The organism is Xanthomonas sp. NCPPB 2586, assembly GCF_041475775.2.
GTDB lineage: Bacteria > Pseudomonadota > Gammaproteobacteria > Xanthomonadales > Xanthomonadaceae > Xanthomonas > Xanthomonas campestris.
On sequence record NZ_CM192981.1, the window covers coordinates 4,109,131 to 4,134,326 of the forward strand.

The window sequence follows — 25,196 nt, forward strand, 5'->3', positions numbered from 1 at the left end:
GAGCTGCGCGGTGAACACAACTCCTTACGAAGCCATTCCGCTCTGCAATCTGGTAGCGATGGCAGCAGGGCGCGTTCGCGCCGACCAACCTGCAGCGCATCCGATGGCGTGTGCGATGTCGCCGCGTCTGTCTGCGAATGCCACGGCCAACTCCCGGCAACAGCTGCGACGCGGCATCGCCGTCTGCCGTACGCCCTTCAGGTCAGGCCCGTCGAAAACGCGGAAGCCAACACCTGTGTGGGCATGACAACGCTAAGCACCCGCACCTCGTGCGCCAGCTAGCCCTCTCCACCTGCCGTACGCAATCCGATCGCATCCCTCGGAACTCGGAACAGGCAGAGCACTCAGGACGAATTGGCATTTCGCGCAACAGCGCAAGCGCAGACATGACTATTTCAGGCAATGACTTCGCATTCAGGGGTCCATGTGTCAAAAAGTTGCCACACATCACGGATTCATGATTCAGTAATGAACAGACTGGAAATGAAGGATTTCCCCGAGCGCCGGTGTCAGTGCGGCGTATTTCCCCTGTTGGACCCAAGGAAACCCCAACGATGATGAGCTTTCGCAAGCCCGGATGGATGCTGTCCGGTGTGTTGTGTCTTGCCTGCCTGCCGGCACTTGCCGCAGCCCAGGATGCAGGAACCAGCAGCTCCAAGGTCGGTATCGACCCGGTCACCGGCAAGTTGCGTGCGCTGACCGCCGAAGAAAGCGCCGCGCTGGACCGGCAGGCCGCCGCAGCCCCGGCTGCGCGCAGCGCCCAACGCAGTGCAGTCCCTCAGACCGAGACGGCCGCCCTGGCCACCGAGCGCCGCCTGCCCAACGGCACCGTCGCGCGCAAATTGCCGGCCACCCAGATGAGCTCCCTGGTTGCGACCCGGCAGGCCGATGGCCGCCTGGTGATCGAGCACAGCGAGGATGCCACCACCCAACCTGCCCACGCCGAGCACGGAGCGCTGCCGCATGAATAAGCCCCTGTTGCTGTTGTCCCTGGGCATCGCCGCCGCGCTGTCGCCGCTGCACGCCTCGGCCGCCAACGTCACCCTGATCAATGGCGATGCCGGCACCAATGTCGGCTTGAACGACCCCACCGCTGCCGCACCGCTGGGTGGCAACCCGGGCCGGTCGGTGGGTGAGCAGCGGCGCATCGCCTACCAGTACGCCATGGACATGTGGGGCGCAGTGCTGCAGAGCAGTGTCGAGATCAAGGTGTATGCCTCGTTCGCGCGGCTGACCTGTACCGCCACCGGCGGCACCCTGGGCCAGGCCGGCCCGAACTGGATCGTCAACAACTTCCCCGGCGCCAAGGCCAATACCTTGTACCCATCCGCGCTGGGCGATGCGATCGCCGGGCAGGATCTGGTGCCCGACCCGGCCGATCCGGCCGACGTGTTTTCACAATTCAACGGCGACCTGGGCAAGGACGACTGCCTGGCCGGGTCGGGCTGGTACCTGGGCCTGGACGGCAAGACGCCGGAAGGCCAGATCAACTTCCTCAACGTGGTGATGCACGAGATCGGCCATGGGCTGGGCGCGGCGGGCTTCCTCAACAAGACCACCGGTGTGCTCGGCTCGGGCTCCGGCCTGACCGACGTCTATACCGCGCAGGCCTTCGACAACGTGCAGAACAAGCGTTTCGACGACCCCACCATGACCAATGCGCTGCGTGCCGAAGCCATGCGCACGCCCGGGCGGACGGTGTGGGCCGGTACGCGCGTCAACCGCGAGGCGGCGTTGATCCTGGATCCGCGCACGCTGCTGCAGGTGAGCGCGCCAGCCGGTGCGGCCGGCAAGTTCGAAGTGGGCTTTGCCAGCTTCGGGCCGCTGGCCACCGCCGGCAATTTCCCGGCGCGTTCGGTGGTGACGGTGGATGACGGCGTGGCCGCTGCCTCGGCCAGCGACGGTTGCGAAACCCCGTTCGTCAATGCAGCGGCCGTGGCCGGCAAGGTGGCCTTGATCGACCGCGGCACCTGCGCCTTCGCCATCAAGGTCAAGAACGCCCAGCTCAATGGCGCGGTGGGCGTGATCGTGGCCAACAACGCGGCCGGCGTGCAGACGATGGGCAATGCCGCACCGCCGATCACCGACATCACCATCCCGGCTATCATGGTCTCGCAAGCCGACGGCGCGCGCCTGAAGGGCAGCACTGCGGTGGTGGCAGGGCTGTACGAGGACCCGGAACTGCTGCAGGGCACCGACAGCCAGGGCCGCACCCGCTTGTACGCCCCCAGCGTGGTGGCCGGTGGCTCGACTTTCTCGCACTTCGATACCGACCTGCAGCCGAATGCGCTGATGGAACCGTTCGATACGCCGGAAGTGCAGGCGCAGCTCAACATCGACCTGACCCCGGCGATGTTTGCCGATATCGGTTGGACGGTGAACCGCGGCCTGACCAAGCTGGGCAGCTGCAGCACGCTGGTGCCGACGGTGGAAACCGGCGGACTGATTCCCGGCGCCAACATCCAGGCCGAGAGCAGCCTGTGCAAGACGCAGAACGCAGGCAACCGCCTGGGTTACCTGACCTGCATGGACGAGCACGTGCGTGGGCTGCAGGACCAGGGCGCGATCAGCCGCCTGCAGCAGGCGTCGGTGTTCGTGTGTGCCACCAAGGTGCGCCCGTAACCCGGACGCCCTGCGGTCAGTCACGGTGTGACCGGAACGGCGCCGCAAGGCGCCGTTCTTCGTTGCCGCTGCAGACCAGGCGTGCAACGTGCCCGGCGCGCGCACGCATCACCGCACACCTTGCGCACTGCACTGCGTTGGCTCAGTGATCCGCCGCGTACGGCGAAGTCAGTACCTGCGGCGCGCGGCCCAGCGCGGAACCCAGCCGATCCAGCACGAAACGCAGATAGAGATTGCTGCTGAACTGGTTGTAGTCGCGCGCGTTGTTGAAGGTCATGCGCCCGCCCAGGAACAACTGCGGTGCCACCTGCCATTCGGCCGCGCCGCTGAGGTTGTAGGACACGCCGGTGCGGCTTTCGCCCGCGTACACCGGGTCGGTATAGCGGTTGACCAGGCCCAGCAACGCCGCGACCGAGGCGGCATCGTAGGCGGCCTGCTGCAAGGTGGGATCGGTCGGGAAATACGGCGTGGCTTCGGTGGTGAAGTGCTGCACACCGATGCTGGCGTCCACCTTCCAGTTCACCGTCTGCCCGGCGCTGCGGCCGCTCCAGTGCACCGGGAATCCCAGGTCCACATAGTCCTGCGGGCTGAAGTAGCCACCGTGGCCGTAGGTGAAACCTCTGAGCGTACTGCAGGCGGTCTTCGGTACTCGGGGTGGCGCCGGTGACCAGGCGCTGGGCCAGGGTCAATGCGCGCGGGGTGTTGCCGGCGTCGGCGTGCGCACCGGCCAGCGCTGCCAGCAGTTGCGGGTCGTCGAGCTGATTGCCGAGTGCGGCTTCAGTGCGCGCCAGCAGTTGTTGCGCTTCGCCCGCCCGCCCCTGCTCGACCAGCAAGCGCGCCTGGCGCGCCTGCAGTTCGATCCAGGCGGTGTTGCGCAGCTGGGTCATCTCCTGACAGCAGTGCCCGAGCTCCCGACACCGCCTGCCGCTACACGTCAGTCACTGACGCGCTGGGCCACCCGCTTCCGGCATCGGCGGCAGGCCGAACACATCGCGCAGGTAGCGCAGGTAGCCCAGGTCTTCGCACATGCTCTTGCCCGGCGAATCGCTGAGCTTGGCCACCGGCTGCCCATTGCAGCGGACCATCTTGATGACGATCTGCAAGGGCGTCGGGCCCAGGTCGTTGGTCAGGCTGGTGCCCACGCCGAACGCCAGCCGGCAGCGCGGGCTGAAGTGTTCGTACAGCCGCATCACCTTGTCGATGTTCAGCCCGTCGCTGAAGACCAGCACCTTGGTGCGCGGATCCACGCGGTGCGCTTCCAGATGCGCGATCACCCGCTCGCCCCAGTCGAACGGGTCGCCGGAATCGTGGCGCATGCCGTCGAACAGCTTGCAGAAATACAGATCGAAGTCGCGCAGGAACGCGTCCAGGCCCACCACATCCGACAGCGCAATGCCCAGGTCGCCGCGGTATTCGCGCGCCCACGAGTCCAGCGCCGCCACCTGCGAATCCCGCAGCCGCGGGCCCAGCGCCTGGAACGCCTGCAGGTATTCGTGCGCCATGGTGCCCAGCGGCGTCAGCCCGTATTGCTTGGCGAAAAACACATTACTGGTGCCGACGAATTGTTCGCCCAAACCATCGCGTAGCAGCGGCAGCAGTTCGCCATGCCATTGCCGCGAATAGCGGCGGCGCGTGCCGTAATCGGCGATCTTGCAACCGGCCGGCATGCTGCGCAGGCTGCGTACCTTCTCGCGCAGCCGGCTGCGGCCTTCCTCGAAATCCGGCTCGGAGGTGTTGCGGAACCACACCTCGTTGATGATCGCCAGCAGCGGCACTTCGAACAGGATGGTGTGCAACCAGGGCCCGCGAATGGTCAGCTCGATCTCGCCCGGGTGGGCGGCCGAGGCGGCCAGGGTCAGGTATTTGCGGTCCAGGTGGAACAACGCGAGAAAGTCGGCGAAGTCCGGCTTGATGAAGCGCAGGCTGCGCAGGTAGTCCACCTCGTCCTCGCGCAGGCGCAGCCGGCACAGCGCGTCGATCTCACGCGAGATCTCGTCGATGAACTGCGCCAGATCCACGCCGGGTGTGCGGCACTTGAAGCGGTAGTCCACCTGCGCGGCCGGGTGCTGATGCAGCACCGCCTGCATCATGGTGAACTTGTACAGATCGGTGTCGAGCAGCGAATGAATGATCATGCTGCCGGATTATGCCCGCAGCGGCGGGGCGGGTGCGTGTCGTGGCATTGAGACACCGGTGAGCGCAGGCAGTGTTCCCCCGCTGCAGACGAACGCAACAGCAGACGCATACGGCGCTGCATCCGTCAGGCCGTTCAAGCGGGCTCAGTGCGTACAGGACGCGGATTTGCGATCACGCCGAGGGCTGCGGGCGACGCGTTGTGAGCAGCCGCGAGGTTGGAACGCACTATCCATGTGCTCCGCAGCGGTCACGCCTGTCTGGCGCGTGTCGTTCGAGGACGCGTGACGCAGCACCGACTCAGCTAGCGGGATCGTATCGACGGAAATCCGCGCGCATCTCGACTGCATGTGCGCCGAACTCGCAGCGCACAGTCATCGACTGCCTAAGAAGGCAGCGCACCGCGCGCATTTCGAAGCAGCATATCCACGCGCCCACTTGGAGCTGCTGACAACGCGTAGCGAGCAATCGTCAGGTGGTCGGGGACGGCGCGGAGAAACCGGAGTGTTCGGGGTTAGATGCCCGATTCCGAGCACGGCCGCTTTCGCTTGGCGGCTGTGTCGTCGTTCTAATAGCGGCGCTTACTCCGCCAGCACTCGTTGCGCCGGCTTGCCCTGCACGGTGAAGTCGCTATCCCCGGGACCGCCGGCCTTGGGGTCGGTGTACCAGCACCACAGCGCGATACCTTCCACGCCATGCGCCTGCAACACCGCACGCCACTGTTGCAACACCTGCAATTGCAGCTTTGTATCGACCGCCGCGGCGCGCTGTTCCGGGCTCTCCCACGGCGCCGCCAGGCTGCCGCGTGCCGAACGCAGCCCCAGCTCGGCCACCCAGACCGGCTTACCGACGCGCTTGCCCAGGTCCTGCAGGCGCTGCGCGGCGGCCTCCATCTCCGGACGCCGTTTAGCCGCCGCTTCAGACAGACGCGGATACAGACTGGTGCCCACCGCATCGAACAGCGACCAGTAGCGGAACGTCTCCGCGTGCTCCATGCCGTCGGCCACGTACAGCAGCTTGCCGCCGTAGACAGCGCGCACCGCCGCCACCAGGGCCGGCCATTGCGGTGCGTCCTGCAATTGGCGCAGCTCGGTACCGATCACCAACGCCTCGGCGTGCTCGTCTTCAGCAAGCTGTGCCAGCGGCAGCAGCGCGCGCTGATAGGCGGCAAACCATGCTGCCTGATCGGCCGGCGCAGCATCGCCGGCCCAATGCCCCGGAATCCACAGATGCACCTTGAGCGTGGGCTGCAGCCCGGCCGCGTGGCTTTGCCGCAACGCTGCGCGCATCGCGGCCAGGCTGCTGTCGCTGCCCAGCACCGGGTCGTTGGACTGCGGCGCTGCCTGCCACACGAAGGCGATCAACAAGGCCTTGCTCGCACCGGTGTCAGCCAGCGCATTCAACGATTGCGCTGCCGCGTCGCTTTCCCACGGCGCGTTGGCCGACACCTTGACGTTGGCGCCCATCCAGGTCGGCACGGCCTGGCATCCAGTGGCGAACACGCACAACCCCATCAATAACGTTGCGTTTAGAAAGCGCTTGAACATGCTGCAGAAACCTGATTCGACGAAAGCGCCTTCTGCTGAGTGCAGGTTGTGGGGCTTGAGGTTGTAGTGTTCTCGGCAGCCATCGGCGCCAGCGCAGACGCACCGCCAGCCAGCACCGCAGCGCCGGCTTCGGGCTGGGCAGCATGCGCTGCCACAGCAGACTGACCGTCCGTCATCGGCAGCGCCGCCATCGCGGTCACCACGATCGGCTCGCCCTGCGCCTGTGCCTGTTCAGCCGATGGCGCCTGCATCCAGCGGCCCCAGCCCTGCGGCTGCACCCACGCCGCACCAAGCACGCCCAACAGCAGCAGGCCGGCGGCCTGGCCACGTTGATCGGCACGCAGCGCGCGCAGCAACAATGCGGCCGGCACCCACAGCAGCAGCAAGGCATCGAAGCCGGCCCAGCCGAACGCGAACGACAGCGCCGCCGCGCAGATCACCGTGCCCGCACTGGCGAGCACGCCGCGCGCCAACACGCCGCTGCGGCTGCGCATCACCAACGCCAGCAATGGGAAACACGCCACGGCCGCCACACCCCAACGCAGCGCCGGCAGCCAACCGTCGGCATGCGCCTGCAGCGGCAACGGCAGCGGGTGCGCACCGGCGGCGATGCTGGACAATGTCGGCCACGGCGCATTGAACATGGTCAGATTGATGTAGGCCCACATGCCGACCAGGAACACGAACGGCAGGTAGCACACCAGATAGAACGATCCCGGTGCCTTGCGCAGCATCTGCGGCGGCATCACCAGCAGCAGCCAGGGCGCGACCATCGTCGACAGCGCCAAGGTCTGCAGATCCAGGCACAACAGGATGCACAGCCAGCCGGCAATGCGCAGGTAAGTGAAGGCCTCCACCGGCGCCTGCAGGCGGCGCAGCGTGCGGCACAACCCGTAGAACGCGAGCAGGCCGACCGCCTGGCTGCCACCGGCGGCAATCGGCAGCAGGAATAGCGGGTTGCAGCCCACCAGCAAGGTCAATCCGCTGGCCCAGCCGCGCCCGAACACGCCGGCCAGATCGCGCCACAGCAACGACAGGAACAGCGCATTGGCGGCCACCGCCACGAACGGCCACACCTGGAACGGCAGGTTCCAGCGGTGCGCAGCGACATCGATCAGCCAGGTCAGCAGGCCGGTTGCCGGCAACCCCACCGTGGGCGCCACCGCCGGTGCCGCGCTACCCAACGACTGCACCAGCAACGGCTGGCTCAGCAGCGACAACGCCACCACCGCCACCAGGAACGCCGGCAGCCCGCTGTCGCGGCGCGCGGCGCCCGGCTCACTCTTCGAGTGCGGCGCGGCGCTCTTGTTCGGAATGCTTGCTGATGCCATGCGTGGTCTTCTCCCAGTAGAACGGATTGCGGATCAACTGCCACAGACCCTTGTAGGCCGCGATCGACTGCAGCAACCAATAGAACGGCACCGTCAGCGCATACGGCGCGAGCTTGAAGTAGTCGCGCTTGAACGCGGCCACCAGCGTGATGTAGATGAAAAACCCGTTGGCGAGCAGCAGATTGATCAGCGAGACCGCGGCCAGCCACGGCGGGAAGATGCGGTCGAACGCCGAGGTCCCGGTCAGCAACCACGCCGCGTACAGCACCCACAGCACCGGCACGCCCAGCGCGGTGAAAAAGCCGCCGCCGATGAAGAACTGAAAGCCCCAAAACCCCTTGAAGCCGGTGCTGCGGTACAGATGCACCGGGTCGCGCATGTGCACCAGCCAGGTCTGCATGTAGCCCTTGAGCCAGCGCGAACGCTGCCGGATCCAGTTGGGGATGCTGACGTTGGCTTCTTCGAAGGTGGTGGAATTGACCACGTTGACGCGGTAGCCGTTCTGGATCAGCCGCACGCCCAGGTCGGCGTCTTCGGTGACGTTGTACGGGTCCCATGCGCGCACCTGGCGCAACACGTCGAGACGGAAGTGGTTGGAGGTGCCGCCCAACGGAATCGGAATGCGCAGGTATTCCAGCGCCGGCAGGTAGAAGTCGAACCAGAGCGTGTACTCCAGCGTGAACATCCGCGTCAGCCAGTTTTCGTCGGCGTTGTAATAGTTCAAGCGCGCCTGGATGCACACCACATCTTTTTCCGCCTTGCGGAACGCAGCCACCACGCGCTTGAGCTGATCCGGCTCGGGCTTGTCTTCGGCGTCGTAGATGGTGAGCAGTTCGCCGCGCGCAAAATGCAGCGCGTAGTTGCAGGCCTTGGGCTTGGTCTTGGGCTGCGACGGCGGCACCCGGATGATTTCGAAGAATGCTTCCAGGCCGAGCTTCTTGGCCGCTTCGATGGTGTCGAAATCGTCGGCTTCGAGCACCAGTTTCACGTCGAGCTTGCTGATCGGGTAATCCAGCTTGCGCAGCGCGTTGGCCAGGATCGGCAGGACTTCCGGCTCCTTGTACATCGGCACCAGCACGGTATAGACCGGCAGGTCGTCATCGCGCAGCGCGGCCACTTCGTCTTCGGTGACCTTGATGTCAATGCGGTGGCGCGAGCCGAACCACACCAGCAGCAATTTCAGGCCGAAGGTCGCCAGAAAGCCCAGCGCCACCAGCACATTGATGGTGATCAGCGTGATGATGGGGAATGCGGCGATTGCCGCCACCAGCACCGCGGCAATCGCCCACAAGGTGAACTTCTGCCCGCGGGTGACCACCTGGCGTGCGGAATACGTAGGCGCGTGTGCGGCCAGCAGGTTCAGCGCATTGTCGGTGAGCTGCTCGTCGGCGTAGCGCTGCAGGCTCCAGATGATGTCGAACTTGGCAGTGCCGACGAAGCGGACTTCCGCACCGTAATGCTCGCGCGCCCAGGCGAACAGCGCCGGGTCCGGGTCGGCCACGGCCAGCACCAGCACACCGTCCTCGCGCCGCCATGGCAGGATCAGCCGCTGCGCATACACATCCAGGTCGGTGGCGGTGAGCAGCTCGGGGTCCGGCGGCTGTTGCACCAGGTCGACGAACTGCAGCCCGAAGTGCGCGGCCACGATGGCGTAGAACCGCTGCGCCGGCACGCCGCGCTGGGCCAGGATCACATCGCCCAGGCGCGAATTCCAGCGTTGCTGCAAGGCAAGCGCGGCGCGCAGTTGCTCGTCGGTGATGACGCCGGCAGACACCAGCGAACGCCCCAACAAGCCGCGTTCGCGGCCGATATCCGGCGCCCGTCCCAGCGCGTCCATTTCGCAGGTGACCGTCATTGTCGGCCCTGCCCTAGAACCGCCACCAGGCGGCCACGAATGGCCCGCCGGCAGCACCGGTATTGCGGCCCATCACGGGCTGCTGGTAGCCCACCTGCCACTGGCTACCGCCGGGGGCGGTATACAACGTGGACAGCTGCAGCTTGGTGAGGTCGTAGTTGGTGCCGGTGGCGACGAAACTGACGCCACCAGCAGAGCCGGGCACGTCGAAGTTGTTACGCCCGTTGCCCAAGCCCTGGATCACGTTGAGTTCGCCAAGCACTAGCCAGCTGGGAGTCAGGCTCAGACCGGTGGAGGCATCCACCCGCAGTTCGTCGGAGGCGGCACTGCCGCGCAGACGCACCGCACCGCCGAGGTCGACATAGCCATTGCGCCCACCCAGCGTGTATCCACGCCCGCGGCTGTAGCGCAACTCCAGACCATAGTCACCCAACCCCAAGGCCGGGTCGGAATTCGCACCAGGGGTGTTCGGATGGTAGGTCTTGCTGCGGCCATAGGCCGGGATGCTCACCAGTGCCTGCACCGAACTGCGCCAGACATCGTCCTGCGCACTCGGCAGCGCGTAGCGCAGGCCGATTTCCTGATCGGCGAAGCCGGTGGTGCTGGCGCGGGTGCGGCCGTCTCCGCCGTGATTGCTGAAACCCACGTCGGTGAAATAGAAGTTGCCGATGACGCTCAGTTGGTCAGTCAGGCCATGCTCGACGTAAACATTGAGCTGGTCCTGGCGGCTACGCCCGTTGCCATCGAACTGCTGTCCATCACCGAAGGAGGTGCGGTGATGGCTGTCATCGAACCAACCGCGTCCATCGCTATGCAGCGCCTTGACGATCACCAGAATGTCGCCTTGCGGCTGGGTCCAGGCACCGGCCATGGCAGTGTCGGGCAGCGCGGCGATCAGGCAACCCACCGCAAGCAGTGACATGGCCGCCCGCTGGAGGGGACGCCGTTGGGGCTGGCTGCACGCTGGCGCCCGCTCAACCGAGCCGGACAGTGAAGGGATGGCACACGACTGACGTACCCGCGAGCGCGGGTCGTTCTGTAGGGACATTGCAGATTTCCTGGTGGGGGACCCGGAAGGGACAGGAAGCAATCGACTTTGATCACATTTCTAAGAGAAACTTATCACAGTTCCAGACACTATCGCATCACGGATTTATCACAAATTTAACGCGACGAACTAGCGTTGGCGTAGCAGCCGGGGTACCTGCGCCGCCGCATGGGTCCAGATCGCCGCCCAGACCCCAAGCCGCACCAGCAGCCCGCGTTGCGCGGACTCGAATTTGCAAAAATACCGCCACAGACCGCGGTGCTTGTGCCATTCCACGAAGAACGGGCGCGAACGGCTGGAGACCCCACGTACGTGCACCACCTGCAGGTCATTGGCCACTGCCACCAGTGCGCCGGCCTGGCGCGCACGCCGGCACAGGTCCAGGTCCTCGGCATGCAGGCGGTAGCCGCCGTCCCAGCCGTCCAGGCGGTCAAACAGGCTGCGTTGCATCAGCATCAGGGCACCGGAGATGGCGTCCACCGGTTGCAGCGCCAGCGCCGGGTCCGCAGGCACGGCCAGCTGGGCGGCGGCGCGCGGCGCACGCAGCATGGCGGCAAAGTCCGGGTCACGCCGGCGTACCGCGGCGTCGGGCTGGCCGTGTTCGTCCACCTGCTCCACCCCCAGCAACACCGCCGCATGGCCGCCGGCGCGCTCGCACAGCCGGCGCAGCGTGTCGTGTTCGACCATCAGGTCGGGGTTGATGAAGACCAGCCACGGCACCTGCGAGTCGCGTGCGCCCTGGTTGCAGGCGGTGGCGAAGCCGGGGTTGTCCGGGTTGGCGATGAACTGCACGCGCGGATCGGCCAGGGCATGCCGCTGCACCACATCCAGGGTGTCGTCGCTGGAGGCGTTGTCGACCACGCGGATCTCGCTGACGCCCTCGGCCGCGCGCAACCGCGCCAGGCACGCGTCGATCGTGCTGCTGCTCTGGTAGGTGACAACGACGGCGGCGATCGAGAGGGAAGTCATCCGGCGATTATCCCGTGCCGCGCGTCCGCAGCGCCATCGCCGCAGCGGCCGGGTGCATGGCGGTCGGCAAACACAGGGAGCATACTGCGCGCCCGGATCCGCCATGCGGTGTTCCGTGGACGCCGCCCTGCGGCGCACCTCCCACTTTTCAGCTTCGAGATGACGGCCAGCGACCCCACGGTTTCGCGCTGCCCTTTCACTACCTGCGTCGCGGCCGCCTGATGGTGCCTGCGCTGCAACGACGGCCTGGCAGCGCCGTCTTTGATCTTGCCGGCAGGCACGCCGGGCCCCAACGATCGGCCCCACCCTCCTGGTCTATACCAACCCCGCAAGCAAGACTGCGCGCGGTCGCCGGCGGGCAGCCATGAACGGGCCGCATCACGTCCATGGCATGGGCCTGGAACTGGCCTTGCCGGATTGGCCGGTGCTGCGCGCCGACGAGATCCACCATGTGCTGCAGCGGTTCGCAGGCAGCGTCGGCACTGAAGCCGTGCGCTGGCATAGCGCGCGCCCGTTTTCCGCGGCGGCGTGCGTGGAGACGGCGGCCGGCACGGTCATCGTCAAACGGCATCACCACCGCGTGCGCACGGTGGAGACGCTGCGACAGGAGCATGCCTTCATGGCGCATCTGCGCTGGGCTGGCGCGCCGGTGGTCGAAGTCCTGCACGACGCACAAGGCCGCACTGCGCTGGCCGAGGCGGAGTGGGTCTACGAAGTGCAACGCGTGGGCCGCGGCCAGGACGTGTATCGCGATGCCTTGTCGTGGACCCCGTTCTGCAACGTTGCGCATGCGTTTGCAGCCGGCGCCGCGCTGGCACGCCTGCATATGTGCGCGCAGGGATTCGACGCGCCGCCGCGCCAGACCAGTGTGCTGGTGGCCAATCTGGCGTTGTTCACCCAGCAAGACCCGCTGCATGCCTTGGAACAGGCGCTGGCATCGCGTCCCGCGTTGGCGGCCGATCTACGCCATCGGCCATGGCGCGCCGACATCGCCACCCACCTGCTGCCTTGGCATGCGCAGGCCTGGCCGTTGCTCTCTGCGCCGGGCGCGTTGCCGCCGCTGTGGACGCACGGCGACTGGCACGCCTCCAATCTGTTGTGGGACACCGATGCGGGCCACACGGAGGTCAGCGCGGTGTTCGACTTCGGCCTGTGCGATCGCAGTTTCGCGTTGTTCGATCTGGCCACGGCGATCGAACGCAATCTGATTCCGTGGCTGCACCTGGACACCGCGCAGCGCGCCGAGCCGCAGCTGGAACAGCTCGACGCCTTGCTGGACGGCTACGCGCAGCACTGCGCGCTGGATGCGGCGCAACTGCGCCTGCTCGCGGCGTTGCTGCCGATCGTGCATGCCGATTTTGCGCTCAGCGAGATCGGCTACTTCGCCGGCATCACCCGCTCGGCCGACAACGCCGACATCGCCTATCACCGTTATCTGCTCGGCCACGCGGACTGGTTTGCCAGCCCCGAGGGTCGGCGCCTGCGCGAGCATCTGCACGCGCGTGCGCGCCGGCTGCACTGAGCGTCTTTCATCCTTTCTTCGAGTCTTGCGCATGTACGCACCCTGCCCTTCCTTGCTGTCCCGTCGTCCGCTCGCCTTGGCGCTGGCGCTGTGCATCACCACGCCTGCCCTGGCACAGCAACAACCGGACGGTGCGGCCGTCCAACTGGATGCGGTCAACGTGCGGGGTGAGCGCGCCGATGCCGCCACCACGCTGAGCGGCTTTGGTACTACGTCGCTGCTGGATGCGCCGGCATCGATTGCGGTGATCGAGCGCCAGCAACTGCTCGACCGCCAGGCGCGCGTGCTCAGCGAGGTATTGCGCGCCGATGCCTCGGCCGGTGATGCGTATGCGCCAATCGGTTATTACGAAAACTTCGTGCTGCGCGGCTACTCGCTCAACGCCGCCAACAGCTACCGCATCAACGGGCTGAGCGCGGTGGGTGAGCAATCGATCGCGCTGGAAAACAAGCAGCAGGTGCAGATCCTCAAGGGACTGGCCGGGCTGCAATCCGGGGTCAACGAACCGGCGGGGCTGATCGACTACCGCACCAAGCGCCCCGAGCACGTGCGTAGCGTCACCCTGGGGACCGACGAACAAGGCTCGCGCTACATCGCGGCCGATCTGGGCGACTGGTTCGATGCCGATCGCACGCTGGGCGTGCGCGTGAATGCCGCGCGCGAAGATTTCCGCAGCTATGTCGACCATGCCGATGGCTACCGCAATTTCCTGTCGCTGGCCGGCGACTGGAAACCCACCGCGCAGTCGTTGTTGCAGGTGGATGTGGAATACCAGCATCGGCAGCAGCGCTCGGTACCCGGGTATCAGTTGCTGGGCGGCACGCAGGTGCCGCGCAACATCGACGTGCATCGCCTGCTCGGGTATCAGCCGTGGTCGCGGCCGGTGGAGATGGATTCGCTCAACGCGCAGCTGCGCTATGCCTACCAGTTCAACGAGGCGTGGCGCGCCAGCGTGGAAGCGTCGCGCAGCCGCTCAACCATCAACGATTTCTCCGCGTTTGCCTGGGGCTGCTATGGCGCGGCCAGCTGCGCGGACATTGCCACGCCGAATTTTTTCAGTGCGCAGGGCGAATACGACGTTTACGACTACCGCAGCCCGGACGACACCCGCGTGCACGACCAGCTGCGCGCCAGCCTGGACGGCCGCGTGACTACCGGCGCGCTGGACCATCAGCTGAGCATCGGTGCCGATTGGTTGCGCCGGACCATCGACCGCTACGGGTCGGTCAATGAGTTCGTCGGCAGCGGCAGTATCGATCGCGACCCGGAGGTCTTCGCGCAGACCGATGTCGCGCTGGACCCGAAACAGCGCCGCCTGGACAGCCGTCAGCGTGCCCTGGTCGTGGCAGACCGGATTGGCTTCGGTTCGCAATGGGAGCTGTCGCTGGGCGCGCGTTATGTGCGCCTGGACGAGCGCGCCTTCGACCGCGATGGCGTGCTGGAACGCCGCACCCGCAAGGACGCATTGCTGCCACAGGCAGCACTGCTGTTCAAACCGCAGCAGCAGGTCACCGTGTATGCGAGCTACGCCAAGAGCCTGGCTGCCGGTGGCACCGCACCGTGGTTTGCCGACAACGCCGATGAAATTCTGCCGCCGACCAATGCCTATCAGCTGGAAACCGGCGCGAAATGGCAGCTGCAGGGTGTGCGCCTGGGCGCTGCCGTCTTCGATATCCGCCAGGCCTATCAGTTCACCCAGCCGCAGGCCGACGGTGGCCTGCTGTACGTGCAGCAGGGGCGGCTGCACAACCGTGGCCTGGAGCTGTCTGCCGATGGCGCGGTGACCGGGCAACTGCAGCTGTTTGCCAGCGTGGCCGCGATTCGTGCGCGTGCCGAAGACACCGGCATTGCCGCCTACGAAGGCCACCAGGCCATCAATGTGCCCAAGCTGCGCGCCAGTGTGCAGGCCGACTACCGCGTACCCGGCATCGACGGCCTGGCACTGCTGGCGGGCGTGCAATACAGCGGCCGCAAGTTTGCAGACCGCCTCGGCGGCACCAGCGTCCCGGCCTACGCGGTGGCCAACCTGGGCACGCGTTACGCCACCACGCTGGGCGGGCTGGCCACCACCTGGCGCTTGAACGTGGACAACGTATTCGACAAACGCTACTGGCGCGATGCGGGCGAATACCAGGGCGATGCCTATCTATTCCCCGGCGCACCGCGCACCGCCCGGCTGACCGTACAGGTGGATTTCTAACCCGTAATCGCTGCGCTGCGCCGTGTGTAGCGGCGCGGCGCATAAACCTGCAGCGCGTCTGCAGGCTCAGCGATCACGCGCAGCGCCATGACGGCACCCGCACCACCGTGCACGTGCAGCTGATCGGCAGCAAACACACAGCGTCCTGCACACCGTCCACCCACATCGCATTTCCCCTCCAGGCCACCATGTCCTTGCTCGAATCCATCGCCGTTGTGATCAACCTGCTGGGCGTGTGGCTCACGGCGCGGCGCATTCGCTGGTGCTGGCCGGTGGGCATCGTGGCCGTAGCGCTCTACGCCTGGCTCTTCTACCAATGGAAGCTGTATTCGGACATGTTGCTGCAGGGCGTGTACGTGCTGACGCAGTTATATGGGTGGTGGCAGTGGCAGCGCGGCACTGCGCTGGAGACGCGCATCCGCCCGCTGCCAATGCCGCAACGTGAGCTGTGGCTGTCGTTGGGCCTTGGCGCCGGCTTCGCTGCCGCGTTGGGCGCCTACATGCACCACCGCACCGATGCGGCGTTGCCGTGGCTGGACGCGGCGCTCGCCAGCTTCAGCCTGGTGGCCAGCGTGTGGGCCGCGCGCAGGCGCATCGCCAACTGGGTGCTGTGGATCGTGCTGGACTGCGTGTATGTGGGCGTGTTCGTGAGCAAGGCGCTGTACCCCACCGCCCTGCTCTACGCCGGCTTCGTGGGCCTTGCCGTGTATGGCTGGCACAGCTGGAATGCCCAACGGAAGCGCGCCCCCGCAAACGCACAGTGACCTGAAACAGGTTTGTGGCCGCATTCTTCATTACCATCGATGCACTCGTCTTTTCGGTCATCTCCCCGCACATGCTGTGTGTCACCCGTCGGCGGATCGCCGCATGAACGTCTCACGCCAGTCCACCATCACCGATGCCATCAGCGCGCAGATCGCTGCGGGCGAATGGGGCCCGGACCAGCGCCTGCCGGTAGAGCGCGCGTTGGCCGAGCGTTTTGGCTGCACGCGCATCACCCTGCGCGAAGCCCTGCAGCAACTCGAAGCCGAAGGCCGCATCTACCGCGAGAATCGGCGTGGCTGGTTCGTCAGCGCACCGCGCGTGCGCTACGACCCCACCAGCATTGCCGGTTTCATGCAGTACGTGGCTGCGCAAGGGCGCAAACCACGCACCGAGCTGTTGAGCGCCACCCTGCAGCCAGCCGGCGCGGCGTATGCCGCCGCGCTGCGCCTGCACCGCCTGCAAGAGCCGGTGTTCGTGCTGCAGCGGCGGCGCTGGATCGATCGCCGCGCGGTGCTGCTGGAAACCAACGTGGTGCTGGCCGCCTGGGCACCCGGGCTGCTCGAGCATGATCTGGCCGGCTCATTGTCGAGCGTGTTCAACCAGAAACTGGGCCTGTTCCTGAGCCGCAGCCAGTTGTCGATGCATCCGGCCGGCCTGGATGCGGCGCAGGCAATCCTGCTGCAGTCCACCACCGGCACGCCGTGTTTTCGGCTGCAGCGGGTGAGCTTCGCCGAAGACGGCAGCGCGGTGGAACTGGATATCGAATCCTGGCGCCACGATGCGCTGGATGTGGTGGTGCGCACGGAGGCGCCGACGCACTCGGCGCTGTAGCGCCGGGAATCGGGAATCGGGAATCGGGAATCGGGAATCGATGGTGAGCATTGCGCGCTGCGCACTTCGTTGCGTTCGCGAGCCTCAACGCGGCGGACAACGTGTCGCGACCGGTTGAGGGTGAGGCACGCTAAAAAAGCGGTTTATTGTGTATTGAATGGCCGCTGCGCTGCGCCTGTCTCGCCACTGCAAAGACGTTCTTGTCAGTGGCTTTTATGCATTCGGTCGCGACTCCCGCCCTGCACACCAGGCAGACTCGGTCGCGATCGAGCTACGCGTCGAACAAGGTGCGCTGCGGGTCCGGTGGCGGCAGGTCGGCCAACAGGTGCGTCAACTGCTCGCGCTGCGCACGCAGCGGGTCGTGCATCAGGAAGTTCGCCAGGCGCGCATGCCAGGCGGGCCACCGCGTGGCCAGTGCGTCCATGTCGCCATCGGCCGGGCGGCCTTCGTGCGGGGACGCGACGAACGCGGTGTCACACAGCACGTTGCGCCAGCCCAACCCGGCCATGCGCAGGCTCAGGTCCGTCAGCGCGGCGTACCACGAGCCATAACTGCTGGCATCCAGCCCGCCCGCCTTGCGACGTGCGCTGCCGCGCAACAGCACTGCATGGCCGGCGGCCGACGGCAATTCCGGATGCAGCGGCGGCATCGCCGCGCAGGCGGCAGCCAGGCGTTCGGGGGCCTCCGGCAGTGGATTGATCTCGCCCAACCGTGGCCAGGCACAGGCCTCGCCGGCATTGCTCCACGGGGTGGCGGTGGCAATCGCGGCATCGCGCGCAAAACAGGCCTGCAGTTGCCGCAGCCAGCCCGGCAATGGGCGCGCATCGATGCCGAGCACCACCACGTCGGCCTCGCCACAGGCGGCGAGCATTTCATCCAGATGCGCCACCTCGCCCAGCATGCGCTGGCGGCGAGTGTGGTGCGCCTGCAGCTGCGTGCGCGCCAGCCAGTGTTCGATCACCGCGCGCCCGCGTGGGCCGGCCTGCGCGTCGTCGGCCAGCCACACCCGCGTGCCTGCAGGCGTGGCGGCATCCAATGCACCAAGACACGCATCCAGCGCCTCGTCGTCGGTGCCGACCGGCACCAGTACGACAGGCAACGCCGCACTCATTACGGCTTCTGGCTGGGTTTCAGCGGCTCCATCACCTTGAACTTCTGACCGTATTCGTCGGTGAGATTGCGCGCTTCCTGCGGGTTGCGCACGATCGACGGGGTGATCAGCACGATGACTTCGCGGCGGGTGTTGCTCTTTCCCTTGGTACCAAAAAGCGCACCAACAACTGGCAATTTACTGAGGAACGGCACGCCATCGCTGGTGTCGGTGGTCGTGTCATCGATCAGACCCGCAAGCATGATGGTGTCGCCGCTCTGCACAGCAGCTTCGGTTTTGACGCGGCGTGTATTGATATCGACGTTACAAGCGGCCGCATTGACCGTTGCAGTTGCCGACGTACATGCCGCCGGCCGATCACCCGGGCTGCTGACTTCCTGGACGATATCCAAGAAGACCATGCCGTCCTTGGTGACGCGTGGGCGCACCTTGAGGATCACACCGGTGTCGATGTACTGCACCGAGGAAAAGCTGCTGTCGCTACCAAGCCCCGTATTGATCGAGGTGGAATTGATGGCGATCCGCGAGCCGACATTCAGTGTCGCCTCGGCGTTGTTGCGAACAAATACCGAAGGCGTTTGCAACAGTCGGACGTTGGTTACACGGTCCAATGCGGTAATGACGGCCGCAGCATTCTTGCCCAGGAAACTCCATGCGAGACCACCGCTACCAACTTGACCAGCGATATCGCCCCAGATGTTACGTCCCGCTGCATTCGCAAGACCTGCACCAAGGCCGATGCCTGTTCCATTGGTTAGGCCGCCATCAGTCGCGGTTGCCGGTGCATTTACTGCATTTTCAAAATACCAGTTAACGCCATAACTCAGCGCACCAGTCAAATTCACCTCAGCCACCTGCGCTTCAATATGCACCTGCATCGGCATCACATCGAGCTTTTCGATGACGTCGCGGATCGAGCTCCACGATTGCGGGGTGGCGCGCACCAGCAAGGTGTTGGTTTCGGCGACCGCAGAAACGCCGACCTTGTCGCCTTCCACTTCCAGGGTGACCGCGCCATTGCCGTTGCTGCGCGGCGACAGTTGCAGGCTGCCGTTGCCCAGGCCACCGCTACTGCCACTGCTGCCACCACCACCGACGCCGCTGCTGCTGCCGAAGCTGCCGCCTCCACCGCTGCTGTCGCCGTTTTCGCCAATGCTGCCACCGGTCATGCCGGAGCTGCCGCCCATGCTGCTGTCGCGATTACCCAGTGCGCCGCCAAGCACGCTGGTTTCCGAGCCCGGTGCCAGCGAGGCGTTGGAATCGCCACCCTGGCCACGCCCGCCGCCGAACACTTCCGACAGGCGATCGGCCAGGTCCTTGGCCTTGATGTATTTCAGCTCATACGAAAACAGGCGCACGCCGCCACCGGCGCTGTCGATGCGGTCCAGCCACTGCTGGATCTGGTCCAGATAGCGCGGCTGCGGTGTGATCACCAGCACCGCGTTGGCGTTTTCCAGCGGCATGAAACGGAACATGCCGGCACTGGGGGTCTTGCTCTGTTCGCCGAAGACCTTTTCCAGATCGGCGCTGACCTTTTCGGCCTTGCCGGACTGGATCGGGAACACGCCCACCGACATGCCCGACAACCAGTCCACGTCGAAGATCTGCACGGTGCGCAGATAGTTTTCCAGCTCGGCACGCGTACCGCCCAGGGTGATCACGTTGCGCGAGGCATCGGTACCGACGATCGCGTTCGGGCGCGCGTACGGCTCCAGCACTTTCTTCATTTCGCTGGCGGAGATGTACTTCAGCGGCACCACACGCACCTCGAAGCCGCGCGCGGCCGATGGTGAGGCGGTGCTGGGCGCGACCGTGCCGGCCAGCGCCTGGTCGGCCGGCACGATGTTGTAGCGGCCACCACTGAACACCATGCGCGCGTTGTTCCAGCCCAGCACCATCTCCAGCAGGTTCAGCGCCTGCGCGGGCGACACCGGGTTGGGGGTAGCCAGGGTGACGGTGCCTTGCACGCCCGGGGCGATCACGTAGTTCTGGCCGAGCATGTCGCCCAGGATCGCCTTGACCACGGCCTGTACCGATTCGCCTTCGAAGTTGAAGGTGGCACTGCCGCTGCTGGCCATGCCCAGGGTGGGCGATGGGGCCGCGGCGGCGCTCTGGTTGATCATGGTGCCGCTGCCGCGCCGGATCACCGGGGTCGGCTTGGCGCTAGCGTTGCCGTCGGCGCGTTGTTCGGCGGTGGTCTGGGTGGCGCCGGCGGCGCCGACTTGCGGATCCAGGCGCGCGTCGCGGCGTACGTCCGGCGGCGGAGTGGTGGCGCAACCGGCCAGCAGGCCAATCAGCAGGGACACGGGAAACAGGCGCGGCGTCATGCGTTCACTCATTGGGTCTGACCGGGGGTGGAGCCGCCCTGGCGCTGCTGTTGCAGCTGGCGGCGTCGGGCTTCGATACGTTCACGGATGGCGCGCATCTGCTCATCGGAGGGGCGTGGTGCTTCCTGGGCGCCATCGCTGCGCTGCGGCGGCACCGTCGGCGGCGCCTGGCCACCGGGCTGCTGCTGCGGCACCTCGGCCGGCGGCGGCGCGGGTGTTGCAGGTGCCGGCGGGACATTCGGCGGCAATGGCGGGACGGCACCGGGCGCCTGCGGGCGGCCCCCGATGGCGGTTGGCGGCTGCCCACCCTGGCCGTTGAACACCTGCAGCTCCAGGGTCTGGGTGCCGCCCGGGCCTTCGATGGTTGCACTACGCGGCTGCAGGGCCAGCAACCGGTATCCCTTCACCGCATCGCCGCCCAGCTGCACCCGCACCGAATCGGCCGGGTCCAGCGTCAGCGTGGCCATCTTGAAGGTGGAGGTCAGCAGCACGCCGGTCAGGCGCACCGTGGAGGCGGCCCCGCTGCCGTCGTTGCCGGACAGGAAGAACGGGTGCGGCAGGCGATCTTCGGCAAACGCCGGATGCGCGGCGATCTCGGCGTATTTTTCGAACGGCCCCAGCCGTTCCGGGGCCGGTGCCGGCAACGCCGGCAGGCGCTGCACCAGGGCCGGGTCATCAGGCAGCAATTCCACCCGCTTGCCCAGGCCGGCCACGGCCAGCACGCAGACCAGCAACGCCCAGCCGACCACGGTGGCCAGCAACCAGGTGCGCAGGCCAATCATCTCAAGGCGCATTGCTGGCCTCCCCGGCGGCAGGCGCGGCGCCGGTGTTCACCGGGCCGGCATTGCTGCCCGGCCGCAGGTAGCCGGCCAGTTCGAAGGCGATATCCAGGCCATTGCCGCTTTCGTTGGGCGAGAGCTGGTAGCGCTGCGCCATCACGTTGAGGTTGTCCACGAACAGGCGCGGGGTGCCGTTTTCCAGGCTGTACAACACCGAGGCCAGTTCGGGCGTGCCGCAGCGCAGGCGCACCTGCACCGCCACGCGGGTGAAGCGCTTGGTTTCCGGCTGCAGCGGCGAGCGGTTGCTGATCGCGCAGCTGCGGTTGCCCGGGCTGGCATCGACCACGGCACGTTCCAGCCGCTGCACCAGCCCGGCCGAGGCCAGCTCGGCGGAACTCTCCGGCAAGAAGCCGGGGCGGCTTTGCAGCGTCTGCCTGGCCTGCTGCAGGCGCTGGCTGACCTGCGGGGCCTGTTGCAACTGCACGCGCACGCGCAACTCGCGTTCGCGCAGCGATTGCAATTCGTCCTGCACGGCGAGCATCGGCTGGGTGAACCAGGGGTGCACCAACACCAGATACCCCACGCCCATCACCAGCAGCAACAGGCCCAAGGCGATCCAGCGATCGCGTTTAACGCTGCGCGGCATCGGCGGCCTCCTTGGCATCGGGACCGGCCAGTTCGGCGGTGATGGTGAAGCGGTCCACGTTGCGGCCGGCATCGCTCTGCAGCACGCCGGTCAGCGATGGCGTGTGCCACAACGGCGAACCCTCCAGACGACGCACCAGCGAGGAGGCCTCCTTGCTCAAACCGATCAACTGCAATTGCCCGCCCTCGACCGAAAACTTTTCCAGATAGGTGCCGCTGGGCAGGCGGCGGCTCAATTCGTCCCAGATTTCCACCGAGGTCGGACGCGTGGCACGTTGCTCCTGGAAGAACGCTGCGCCCTCCACCAGTTCCAGCAATTGCTGGCGCTCGGCGGCCACCTGGCGCGCGCGCCCGGCATTGGCCTGCACCTGGGCACGCAGGTCGTCGGCGGCCTGGCGGCGGTTGTCCAGCAGCAGCCAGCCGGCCACCGCGAGCAACACCAGCGCGGCCACGGCGAGCAACAGATTCCAGCGCTGCATCGGGTCGCTGCGGCGCAGGCGGCGGGCCGGCGGCAGCAGGTTCACGCCCAACGGCGCGCCGCGCGCATCGGCCACGTCGATCCCGGACAACGCGTTGCTCCATGCCTCGGGCACGCCGGCCGGGCCGTCGATCATGCGCCGCGGCACCACCACCAGCTCGGCATCGAGCTGGCCGTCTTCGCGCACGTCGAGCACGCGTGCATCGAAGTACACCTGGTCGGCGGTAAACGGGGTTTGCCGGTCGATTTCGAAGCGCGCCACGTCCTGCAGGCGTGCAGCGGCGGCGGCAGGTAGCCGCAACGGGCGGCGCAGCGCATGGCTGGCCGGCAGCAGCCAATGCTGCGGCAAGCCTTCCAGCGCGGTGGGCAGCAGCGCGTTGACTTCCTGCGGTTGCACCGGCCACGGCAGGCTGGCGACGGTGTCGCTGGTCTGGTCGCGCTGACGCAGCAACTGCAGCGCCTCGCCATCCAGCTGCAATAGCAGCCGTGACTGCGACAGGCCAAGCTGCCACTGCCAGCGCTGCGGCAACCACGCCAGCAACGATTGCTGCCACCAACGCCAGAAGCCGCCCGCGCCGGGCATGGCGCGAACGCCAATGCGTCCCAAGGTATCCCGCCACGCGGTCATTGCACTACTGCTCCCTCTTCCCAACGCAAAACGGTGTAGGCGGACCCGGGCAGGGCCGACGCACCGGTGCGCACGACCGCACGCAGCACGGCCTCGCGTCCCTGACTCAGGCGTGCCCGGCTCTCGATACTATAAGTGTCTGTCCCACCAAGCGTCGCGTCGCTGCCTGGTAAACCCAGCGGCGCGTCACGCTGCGCCAGCAGTTGCTGCGCATCCAGGCCCATGGCGGTGAGCACCGGGCCGGTGGCAAAGCGCGCTTCCGGGCGCGAACGGCCGCTGTACAAGGTGACATGCGGCAACAGCTTGCGGTACAGCTCCGCGTCCATGCCCAGCACCAGGCGCAATTCGCCCAGTGTTTCAAACGGACCATCCTTGGCGCCATACGGCAGCCCGGCATCGGCGTAGTCGCGATCTTCCGCACCACCGCCCGGCTGCGTGAGCGTGTCGCCATCGCGCCAATCCACGATTGCGCCAGCCAGGCGCACATCGCGCCCGGCTTCGCCACCGACCGCGCGCACCAGCCCGGCGAGCAGCGTTGGCTCGGCCATGTTCAGATCCACCTTGCCGCTCTCGTCGATGATGCGGATCTCCACGTTGGCATCGTCCATCTGCCACCGATAGCGGCGCCCGTCCGGGCGCCAGCGCGCTTGCGGCTCGCCACTGCTCAATCGCGACAGCGCGTATTCCATGCCGGCGCGTGCGTATTCCTGCGCCTGGCCGCCGTTGCGCAGCATGGACCCCTGCAGCGCTTCCACACGCGCGGTCAATGCAAACGCGCCGATCATCGCGGTGAGCAAGGCGATCAACCACAACACCAGCACCAGCGCTGCACCGCGCATCGTCCTCATTGCGCCAGCGCTCCACCGCCACCGGACTGCGGCAGCGCCACCACCACTGGCGGCCAGGCCGAGCCGCCGCTGCGGATGTCGATGCGCACCAGCAAGGGCAGGCGATCGTGCCATTCCCATTGCGGCAGCCACCCGCTCAGCGCACCGCTTTGTGGATCGAGCCCGCGGTAGCGAAAGCTCACCTGCTGCACGTCATCGGCCAGCGTTTCAGCCGGCAAGGCGTTGCCTTCTTCGATCTCCTTGCCCGACTGCAACATGGTCAGCGCAATGGTGAGCGTGCGCTGCTCGCCATCGCCAACCACCGACACGTCATGCAGATACGGCCCGCCGCGGCCCAGATAATCCGGCACATCGGCGGCAAACCGCATGCGCTGCGGCTCGCCGACGAACAGCATTGGTTGCTGGCTTTGCGTATCGATGCCCATCGCGATCGGCAACGCCGCAGACAACCGGCGACGCAGGAATTCTTCTACCGCGCGCGTGCGTTCGCTGCGTTGCGCAATGGCTTCGCCGCGCTGGCTGATCGCGCTGGCCGAGCGCAACGTGGCAAAGGCCAGCGCCAGCCCGCCGACCAGCAGCATCGTGGCCAGCAGCACTTCGATCAGGGTGAACCCGGCAGCGCGCGGACGCATCACGCGGGGTTGCCCTGTGCGGTGGCCGTCACCAGCCGCAACGTGCGCCATAACAAGCGCTGGCTGGGTTGCTCGCCCCACCGCACCACCAAGGTGAGCTGCAGCAGCGTGGGGGCGCTCGGGTCTACCGGCGCCTGCGCATTGCGACGCGGTTCGTCGTACGGGCGCACATCCAGCGACCAGCGGAAATGCCCGTCTTCCAGGCTGCCTTGCTGCTGCCCCGGCACCAGCGGTTTTTCCATGCCCTGCACGGCCAGCAACGACTGCGCATGCAAGGTGGCGCGGGTGCTTTCGTCGGCCCCACGCACCTGCCGCGCCGCACCGGACAAGGAGCCCAGCAACAGCGTCAGCACCAAGGCAAGCAACGCAAAGGCCACGATCACTTCGATCAACGAATAGCCGCGCTGATGCTTCATGGCGCTGGCGTCCGCAGCGGGCCGGAACGCACCTCGCCGGTGATCCAGCCGACGTCCACGCGCCAACGCGCATCCTTGATGGTCAGATCGATGCGCCCGCCGGTGGAGGCGCCATCGGCGAAGAACTGGATGGCGCCCTGGTCCTGGCGCGATTGCACCTGCCGTGCGCCGGTGAAGCGCACCTCCAGGGCAGCGGGCAGGTCGCCGTGATGGCCGCCGGGCGCTTCCCAACGCCGCTGCTGCGGGTCGATCAGAAAGCGCTGCGGCGTGCCGGTGGCGATGGCCTGGGTGCGCGTATAGCGCAGTTGCGCGGCGATGGCCTTGCCGGCGCTGCGCAGACGCATGCCGTCGATGCCGCCGGTGAGCGCGGCGGCGGCCAGCACACCGGCCAGCGCGATCAGCGCGATGACCAGCAGCATCTCCAGCAACGAGCTGCCACGCAGCTGCCTGCGCACAACGGGCGCAGCGCGGTGCGGGGACAGAAACGGCAGACGCGCAACGCGCATGGG

General features: G+C 66.7%; 21 protein-coding genes, 1 other RNA gene and 1 pseudogene. 6 read left to right on the forward strand and 17 right to left on the reverse strand.

All coding sequences use genetic code 11. The features are described 5' to 3' along the window. Positions 1-554: 554 nt before the first annotated feature. Together ACCQ09_RS18025 and ACCQ09_RS18030 are read left to right on the forward strand one after the other, a co-directional pair. The gene (locus ACCQ09_RS18025) at positions 555-971 is read left to right on the forward strand and encodes a post-PEP-CTERM-1 domain-containing protein (RefSeq protein ID WP_040941797.1); all 417 of its coding nucleotides are present in this window, start codon (positions 555-557) and stop codon (positions 969-971) included. After that, complete coding sequence (locus tag ACCQ09_RS18030; RefSeq protein WP_012439232.1) at positions 964-2,622, forward strand: PA domain-containing protein; 1,659 nt, start codon at positions 964-966, stop codon at positions 2,620-2,622. The genes ACCQ09_RS18025 and ACCQ09_RS18030 overlap by 8 nt, the downstream gene beginning before the upstream one ends. Before the next feature lie 142 nt (positions 2,623-2,764). Here ACCQ09_RS18030 and ACCQ09_RS18035 read toward each other — a convergent pair. The 8 genes and pseudogenes from ACCQ09_RS18035 to ACCQ09_RS18070 form a co-directional block, all read right to left on the reverse strand. After that, positions 2,765-3,247: pseudogene (locus tag ACCQ09_RS18035) on the reverse strand (cellulose synthase subunit BcsC-related outer membrane protein); the annotation flags it as partial. Positions 3,248-3,560: 313 nt separating this feature from the next. Continuing rightward, positions 3,561-4,757, reverse strand: coding sequence for a nicotinate phosphoribosyltransferase (pncB, locus tag ACCQ09_RS18040; protein WP_040941798.1), 1,197 nt, complete (start codon positions 4,755-4,757; stop codon positions 3,561-3,563). A gap of 443 nt (positions 4,758-5,200) precedes the next feature. Next, positions 5,201-5,275: non-coding RNA, sX9 sRNA (locus ACCQ09_RS18045), on the reverse strand. Between the two features lie 61 nt (positions 5,276-5,336). Continuing rightward, positions 5,337-6,302: a glycoside hydrolase family 113 gene (locus ACCQ09_RS18050; protein WP_040941799.1), complete on the reverse strand. Its 966-nt coding sequence runs from the start codon at positions 6,300-6,302 to the stop codon at positions 5,337-5,339. Continuing rightward, the gene (locus tag ACCQ09_RS18055) at positions 6,284-7,531 is read right to left on the reverse strand and encodes a hypothetical protein (RefSeq protein WP_040942389.1); all 1,248 of its coding nucleotides are present in this window, start codon (positions 7,529-7,531) and stop codon (positions 6,284-6,286) included. Before ACCQ09_RS18055 ends, ACCQ09_RS18050 begins: the two co-directional genes overlap by 19 nt. 49 nt (positions 7,532-7,580) lie before the next feature. Further along, a complete protein-coding gene (locus ACCQ09_RS18060) occupies positions 7,581-9,488 on the reverse strand; it encodes a glycosyltransferase family 2 protein (RefSeq protein ID WP_040941800.1) in 1,908 nt (635 codons plus the stop codon). A gap of 13 nt (positions 9,489-9,501) precedes the next feature. Next, positions 9,502-10,410 carry a hypothetical protein gene (locus tag ACCQ09_RS18065; RefSeq protein ID WP_080640160.1) on the reverse strand — a complete coding sequence of 303 codons (909 nt, stop codon included), beginning with the start codon at positions 10,408-10,410 and terminating at the stop codon, positions 9,502-9,504. 255 nt (positions 10,411-10,665) lie between these two features. Beyond that, positions 10,666-11,505, reverse strand: a complete 840-nt coding sequence (locus ACCQ09_RS18070; protein WP_040941802.1) for a glycosyltransferase family 2 protein — start codon at positions 11,503-11,505, stop codon at positions 10,666-10,668. A gap of 364 nt (positions 11,506-11,869) precedes the next feature. Between ACCQ09_RS18070 and ACCQ09_RS18075 the strand changes: the two genes are divergently transcribed. From ACCQ09_RS18075 to ACCQ09_RS18090, 4 genes are all read left to right on the forward strand, one after another. Next, positions 11,870-13,027, forward strand: coding sequence for a phosphotransferase enzyme family protein (locus ACCQ09_RS18075; RefSeq protein ID WP_040941803.1), 1,158 nt, complete (start codon positions 11,870-11,872; stop codon positions 13,025-13,027). Positions 13,028-13,058: 31 nt separating this feature from the next. Then, positions 13,059-15,227 carry a TonB-dependent receptor gene (locus ACCQ09_RS18080; protein ID WP_228427843.1) on the forward strand — a complete coding sequence of 723 codons (2,169 nt, stop codon included), beginning with the start codon at positions 13,059-13,061 and terminating at the stop codon, positions 15,225-15,227. A 188-nt stretch (positions 15,228-15,415) separates the two neighbouring features. Next, positions 15,416-15,991: a nicotinamide riboside transporter PnuC gene (pnuC, locus tag ACCQ09_RS18085; RefSeq protein ID WP_040941805.1), complete on the forward strand. Its 576-nt coding sequence runs from the start codon at positions 15,416-15,418 to the stop codon at positions 15,989-15,991. A 103-nt stretch (positions 15,992-16,094) separates the two neighbouring features. After that, positions 16,095-16,823: a UTRA domain-containing protein gene (locus ACCQ09_RS18090; RefSeq protein WP_040941806.1), complete on the forward strand. Its 729-nt coding sequence runs from the start codon at positions 16,095-16,097 to the stop codon at positions 16,821-16,823. Between the two features lie 271 nt (positions 16,824-17,094). Here ACCQ09_RS18090 and ACCQ09_RS18095 read toward each other — a convergent pair whose 3' ends face one another. Genes ACCQ09_RS18095 through xpsH form a run of 9 tightly spaced genes read right to left on the reverse strand, consistent with a single transcriptional unit; the run spans position 17,095 to position 25,193 of the window. Next, positions 17,095-17,934, reverse strand: a complete 840-nt coding sequence (locus ACCQ09_RS18095) for a glycosyltransferase family 2 protein (RefSeq protein ID WP_014506611.1) — start codon at positions 17,932-17,934, stop codon at positions 17,095-17,097. Further along, entirely contained in the window at positions 17,934-20,273 is a 2,340-nt protein-coding gene (gene gspD / locus ACCQ09_RS18100) for a type II secretion system secretin GspD (RefSeq protein WP_040941807.1), read from the reverse strand. Before gspD ends, ACCQ09_RS18095 begins: the two co-directional genes overlap by 1 nt. Further along, complete coding sequence (xpsN, locus tag ACCQ09_RS18105) at positions 20,270-21,055, reverse strand: type II secretion system protein XpsN (RefSeq protein ID WP_011035909.1); 786 nt, start codon at positions 21,053-21,055, stop codon at positions 20,270-20,272. Before xpsN ends, gspD begins: the two co-directional genes overlap by 4 nt. Next, positions 21,045-21,686, reverse strand: a complete 642-nt coding sequence (gspM, locus tag ACCQ09_RS18110; protein ID WP_012439241.1) for a type II secretion system protein GspM — start codon at positions 21,684-21,686, stop codon at positions 21,045-21,047. The genes xpsN and gspM overlap by 11 nt, the downstream gene beginning before the upstream one ends. Beyond that, the gene (locus tag ACCQ09_RS18115) at positions 21,670-22,791 is read right to left on the reverse strand and encodes a PilN domain-containing protein (RefSeq protein WP_011035907.1); all 1,122 of its coding nucleotides are present in this window, start codon (positions 22,789-22,791) and stop codon (positions 21,670-21,672) included. The genes gspM and ACCQ09_RS18115 overlap by 17 nt, the downstream gene beginning before the upstream one ends. Then, entirely contained in the window at positions 22,788-23,639 is an 852-nt protein-coding gene (locus ACCQ09_RS18120; RefSeq protein WP_012439242.1) for a type II secretion system minor pseudopilin, read from the reverse strand. Before ACCQ09_RS18120 ends, ACCQ09_RS18115 begins: the two co-directional genes overlap by 4 nt. Next, entirely contained in the window at positions 23,636-24,274 is a 639-nt protein-coding gene (locus ACCQ09_RS18125) for a type II secretion system protein J (protein WP_012439243.1), read from the reverse strand. Before ACCQ09_RS18125 ends, ACCQ09_RS18120 begins: the two co-directional genes overlap by 4 nt. Beyond that, entirely contained in the window at positions 24,271-24,687 is a 417-nt protein-coding gene (xpsI, locus tag ACCQ09_RS18130; RefSeq protein ID WP_040941808.1) for a type II secretion system protein XpsI, read from the reverse strand. The genes ACCQ09_RS18125 and xpsI overlap by 4 nt, the downstream gene beginning before the upstream one ends. Then, positions 24,684-25,193: a type II secretion system protein XpsH gene (gene xpsH, locus ACCQ09_RS18135; RefSeq protein WP_012439245.1), complete on the reverse strand. Its 510-nt coding sequence runs from the start codon at positions 25,191-25,193 to the stop codon at positions 24,684-24,686. Before xpsH ends, xpsI begins: the two co-directional genes overlap by 4 nt. Positions 25,194-25,196: the final 3 nt, after the last annotated feature.